Raw genomic sequence first — 6,076 nt, 5'->3', positions numbered from 1 at the left:
CAGGTGCTCAGGGTTATGACTTCGTGATCAGTAAGAAATCAAATATGCTCCAGACAGGAAAGTTCAGCAAAAAAGTTTCCTCAACTGGCAAGCCACAGGCATCTTTCAGATATCTGGCAAAGGGTACCTGGTATGTAGCGGCCCGAAGCTGGGTTCTGGATGAACAGGGCAATAAGGTCTATGGTTCCTGGACAAAGATCAAGAAGATCAAGATCACTGTTGTTACACCACAACAGCCAAAGATCAAGAATATCACTGTAAAAGGAAACACTGTGACTGTTACTTACACAAAATGCAAAAATGCCACAGGTTATGAAATCCTGCTCGGAAACAAATACAAAACCTCCGCAGGTGAGAAATATCCGGTTAAGAAATATCTGAAACGTACAGAAGGCAAAAACACCGTAACTGTAACCTTTACAAACGTAAAGAAAGGCACCTGGTATGTGACCATACGGGCATGGAACCAAACCTCCAAAGACAAATCCAGAGCTTACAGTCCATACTCCACAATGAAGAAATTCAAGACAAAGAAATAGCTTCTGTTTCTTACAAATATTTCTACTGTAAAGATTGTTCTGATTCTGTTTTCTGCAAAAGAAATAAGAAATATTGAGATATTAGGAAATCATAGGATTATAATATTTAACATCAAAAACAGGATTGAGTTTATTCTGCTCAATCCTGTTTTTGCCATATTCCCTTTTTCTTTAAAGTTTATTATATGAATCCGCAGGAATAAAAAAGCTGATTTCTATTTGCAGTAATTCACTTGCCTGCTATAACAGGGAGTCTTATTGCCTTGTGATAGACGAGCTGGATTCTGGTATTTATGAGTATTTACTGGGAGAATGCCTGGAAGTTATGCAGGATAAAGCTAAGGGACAATTGATTTTTACATCACATAACTTACGCCCATTGGAGATCCTTGAAAACGATTCTTTGCTTTATACGACTGTGAACCCCGAGAATTGCTATATAAAATCTAGTTATATTAAAAATACGCAAAATACCCGGTTATCTTATTTGCGGACGATCAAGCTTGGCGGGCAAAAAGAAAAACTCTACAATGAAACAAATATATATGAGATGGAGCTTGCTATGAGGCGGGCAAGAAGGCAGTACTGACCAATGGATTTATAAAAAAATCGCAGAAGACACCAAAGGCAGAAAAAGAACTGGCAAAGAAGTATAAAGCAGATTATGAACGGAACAAGAAATCCCAGCCTGAGTATAGTGAAAAAACTTGCACAGGGATTAGGGATGCAATTAAAGCTGGAATTTGTTCTGATGCCAACAAAAAATAAAATGTAAAGAGTATGAGAAAATAGGAACCGCAGGAATTCATATTATATAATAGGTACGTATATCAGTAACTATGAATATTTGACAGGTGTATCATCATTATTATCTGCAGAGACCTGACATTGGGATACCCCATGTCAAAATAGGCATAATCTCAAAAAAACAATGGAAAGTTGCCGATTTTTACAAAAGAAAGCTTGACAGTAACATCGGAAACTGTATAATAATATTAACAGAACCCACCACGCCTCTGATTTTTCATGCGCAACCCGGTGGGACTTTTTCATTTATGGGGTGTTTTATGTATCAATATCCAAAACAAATATTAACAATAGAACAACAAGTGCAATCTTATGTAGATGCAGGAATGGAGATTACATCTTATGAAGATGTAGAGAAGGTATTAAAGACAATTGGGTTTTATCGTTTGAGAGGCTACTCGTTTCATTTATATGATAATACTACAAAGAAGTATGTTGCGGGAACAAAGTTTAAAGATATTATAAAATTGTATCAATTTGATCAGGAATTATCTGCTTTGATTTTTTCAATGATTTCTAAGATTGAGGTTGCTTTGAGAGTGCGATTGGTGGAATCATTACTTGTGCACGGAGAACCACTTGTTTTGCAAGATTCATCAATTTTCAAAGAGAAAAAACGATATTGGCAGAATATGTCTACTGTAGCATCAGAAATTGCTCGATCTAATGATGTGTTTATAAAACATAATTTTGATAATCATGATGGAGAGGTGCCTGTATGGGCAGCTGTTGAAGTTCTTTCATTTGGTACGCTATCGAAGATAATTAAGAATTTGAAAACAGGCACTGGAAGTTCATATTCTATCTTGGCGTTAAACTACCAGTATAAATCAAAAAAAGGAAATTTGGTAAAACCATCACAGAAAATGCTTGCTTCATGGATACAGAGCGTTTCAGTATTGCGCAATATGTGTGCTCATAATTCCAGAATTTATAATCGCACAATACATACGACACCGGAAATTCTGGATGTAGATAAGGTTGTGCCATCGCCAGCACATAATGGTTTGTATCAAATCTTACTGGCGATGAAGTATCTGCGCTCATCCGATGAGGAGTGGGTGACATTTGTAGCTGCTTTCGATAAGCTGATTCAAAATAATATTGATGTAGTCAGTCTTACAGCAATGAATCTTCCGGCGGATTGGAAGGCACACTTAAGTGTATAAATGCAGCAGGAAGGCATAAAATAGTAAAGCAGACCTACCCAAGCTTTTTTGCTCAAACCGGTTAGGCCTTCGGCGGAGTGTTACGATAAGCACTTCGCCATTTTTTATGATTGGAAACAAACCGAATTTTAAGAGGGTATCATTACATTACCTCTCTATATGGTAGCATTTTTCGATATTTAACCGAATCAAGTAAGTCCCCTGCTTCAATTGCAAAAAGCAACAAGCAGTGGGTAGGCTATTCCATTTCCGCTCCCTATTGCTGGTTTGATCTTCCGCAGTTCGATACAATAATATAACCTGTTTTTTTCTCTTTTGGGAGCTGTTTCGGCAGCTCTCAAATTTTTTTTGAAAAATTTGATTTTCGGGTGAGAGTTTTTCGCTTTTTTTGTACCTATATAAGTGAAAGACTTTTAACACTGTTTTTGGGGAAGGAGGTTGGAGGCATGTACGATACAGAAAAGAGTATCGAATTGGTAAAAAAGCGAATGCATGAATACCACTGCCGCCAGGAGCGGCGCACAGTCTGCCGTCTGTCCGTTCTGTGTGCCCTGTGCTGTTCCTGTCCCTTGTGGGGGCAATGGGGATCATGCAAAGCCGGCCAATAAACGCCACGGGAATGTACGGCACAATTCTGCTGCATGAGGGCGCAGGCGGCTATGTGTTGGTGGCTGTCATTTCCTTTACTGTGGCAGTTGTGATTACCGCATTATGTATCAAATTCAGAAAAAGAGAACAAAAGAGTCAAGACGCAGAAGATCATGTATAAAGAAAGGAGAGGTGAACGTATGAAGAAAAAGTTATTAGCCGGGATTCTGGCGCTTGCACTGTGTTCCACCAATATGCCCCCCCAGACCATATTTGCGGGGGAATTTACTTCAGGAAATCCGGATGTAGTGTCTGAGGAAGATACTCCAGAGATTTTTACCAATGAGGAGCAGGAAGCAGCAGGAGAGACAAATGAGGACTTGTTTGTATTCAGTTCGGAGGAGGCTCCTGAATTTAACGATACCCCCGATGAGGCAATGGCTGCTACGGAAAATGCACAAAATGGAGTAATTGATTTAACTGAGGATGCTAATGTTACGGACGGAGTTTATACCATAAATATAGCAGAAGATTACAAATTCACATGCAAGAAAAGTCCGGAAACGTCAAATAGAATTGTGGTTGATGGAACGAATACTTCAGAGCAAGACAACATCAACATTTATCTTGATAACGTAAATATCAAAACATCTGCTGGTTCGGCACTGCAAATAAATAATAATGTTAAAGCTACAGTTACTATCTATTTAACAGGCATAAATAACCTTACAACAACTAATCAAAGCTCTGCTGGTTTACAGAAAGATAACGAAGCTCAGCTTATAATAACCAATGCTTCAGACACTACTACAGGAATCTTAAAAGCTAGTAGTGATGGGAGTGGGTATGGTGCCGGAATTGGTAGCGGCAATTACGGATCTTGCAAGAATATTACCATTAATAGTGGTTTTGTAGATGCTAAATCTAAGTTTGGTGCTGGAATCGGTAGCGGCCATCAGGGATCTTGCGATAATATTACCATTAAAAGTGGTTCCGTAAATGCTAAATCTATGAATGGTGCCGGAATTGGTGGCGGCCATCACGGATCTTGCAATAATATTACCATTAATAGTGGTTCCGTAAATGCTAAATCTATGCATGGTGCCGGAATTGGTAGCGGCAATTACGGATCTTGCAATAATATTACTATTAAAAGTGGTTCTGTAACTGCTAGTTCCACGAGTGGTGCCGGAATTGGTGGCGGCCTTTACGGATCTTGCAATAATATTACCATTAGTGGCGGTTCTGTAAATGCACAAGTTGGTTGCACTCCTCACCAGAATTTGGATAGCTCTGGTAGCTACGACCCTAAAAGCCCTGAAGTGTATCTCTGCGTTATTCCTAATACAAAAACTAAATCAGTAGCTATAGATAATAAAGTCTGGGAACCATCTAATCATAAAGCGGTTGAATCTACGAATACAAATCTATATGCATGGCTAACCGGAGAAGATCATCTTATAACTGTTGAAAAAGAGACTAAAAGTTATATCTTTAATTCAAATTCAGGGACATTTAGTGAAGGTAAACGTGATGTTACCAGTGATATTTTTGAATTTAACGGTTCTGAGTTTACTTATGATGGAAACACACACTCTCCTAACATCACTACGAAGAACAACATTAAAGGTGTAGGAAACTTCACTGTAAAATATTTCAAGGAAGATAATTTGCAAGCCGAGATAAACGAGCCTAAAGATGTTGGTACTTATATTGTAAAGATTACTGCTGTAGAAGAGGGCGATTTTTACAATGCATATTCTGGTTATTTAACAAACGACAATTGGAAATTTGCTATTAATCTTACCCCTACAATTACTACATATAAAGATGAGTATGATGGAAATCCTCATCCAGTTATCAGTATTGAAGAAAGTACAATTCCACCAAATAGTATTATTGAATACAGTGTTGATAATGGACAAACATGGTATATTTTGAATTCTAACGATAATATTCCTACTGTAAGTACGGTAAGGGAAGCAGAAAATACTAAAATTTTTATACGGATATCCAATTTCAATTCCAATTCCAATGATGATACCTGGACTTCACAAGAATATCAAGCAATCATCAAGCGAGCAACCTCAACACCAAATTTTCCATCAATAGACACAATCTCCGTTCCATGGTCCTGTAAGAAAGTAAAAGATATTGATCCTAATTCTCTTCCTCAAAACTGGAATTGGCAGGCAAACGATGCAAATAATGATTTACAGGTTGGAAATAATTCTGCTACCGCAATTTACAATGGCAGTGATAAGGGAAATTACGAAAAAGAAACTTTCACTTACACAATCATCAGAAAGGAATGTGAACACAAAAATACCGTGGGATGCTACTACTCCTCTCCATCCTGTACTTCCAACGGTTACAGCGGAGATACCTATTGTAACGACTGCGAGAGAACCATCTATTACGGCTCCACGATTTCCGCATACGGCCATGACTATGATAACGGTGTTATCACTACAGAACCAACTGCCGAAACCGACGGAATCATAACTTACACCTGTAAACGATGCAAACATCAGGATACAAAAAACCTCGGAAAACTTGGTGACGGGGAACCTTATATTGAGGGAAGTTTCCAGAAGAAAGGCTGGGATGCTGTCAACGGTCTGATCAAGACTTCCAAAGAAAAAGATACCATTTCCATTACCCTGAATGGTGCCAAGGTACTTCCTGCCACTGTTTTATCCGAAATAAAAGGCAAAGATATTTCCCTGAATCTCGATATGGAGAATGGTTTCATCTGGAAGATCAACGGTACTTCCATTACAGCAGAAACACCTGCGGATATAGATCTTTCTGTTACAAATACAGAAGAATATATTCCGGCAGCATTATACAGCCTGATATCCACAAATCAGAATGATTTCGGTTTCCATCTCGGAAGAAACGGAGCTTTCGATTTCCCGGCTGTGCTTTCTGTAAAGGCAGATGCTTCCTGTGCAGGACTTATGGCAAATC

Annotated in this window: 5 protein-coding genes and 1 pseudogene; all 6 read left to right on the top strand. The window is 38.5% G+C overall.

Annotated elements, in window-relative coordinates:
* Window positions 1-539 (top strand): annotated as a pseudogene (locus LI074_RS16450) (hypothetical protein); the annotation flags it as partial.
* A 265-nt stretch (window positions 540-804) separates the two neighbouring features.
* Window positions 805-1,128: a hypothetical protein gene (locus tag LI074_RS16445; protein ID WP_020993674.1), complete on the top strand. Its 324-nt coding sequence runs from the start codon at window positions 805-807 to the stop codon at window positions 1,126-1,128.
* Window positions 1,129-1,203: 75 nt separating this feature from the next.
* Entirely contained in the window at window positions 1,204-1,314 is a 111-nt protein-coding gene (locus tag LI074_RS18250) for a hypothetical protein (protein WP_243101548.1), read from the top strand.
* A gap of 292 nt (window positions 1,315-1,606) precedes the next feature.
* Window positions 1,607-2,515, top strand: coding sequence for an Abi family protein (locus LI074_RS16435; protein ID WP_008707599.1), 909 nt, complete (start codon window positions 1,607-1,609; stop codon window positions 2,513-2,515).
* A 589-nt stretch (window positions 2,516-3,104) separates the two neighbouring features.
* Window positions 3,105-3,284, top strand: a complete 180-nt coding sequence (locus tag LI074_RS16430; protein WP_226839776.1) for a hypothetical protein — start codon at window positions 3,105-3,107, stop codon at window positions 3,282-3,284.
* A gap of 19 nt (window positions 3,285-3,303) precedes the next feature.
* Window positions 3,304-6,076: carbohydrate-binding domain-containing protein (locus LI074_RS16425; protein WP_226839775.1), on the top strand; the 2,773-nt coding region annotated here is incomplete at its 3' end.

This window comes from Blautia sp. MSK18_10, from assembly GCF_020553185.1.
GTDB lineage: Bacteria > Bacillota > Clostridia > Lachnospirales > Lachnospiraceae > Blautia_A > Blautia_A wexlerae.
Note: the sequence above shows the minus strand (reverse complement) of the source record. Positions and strands in the feature narration are given on the sequence as shown.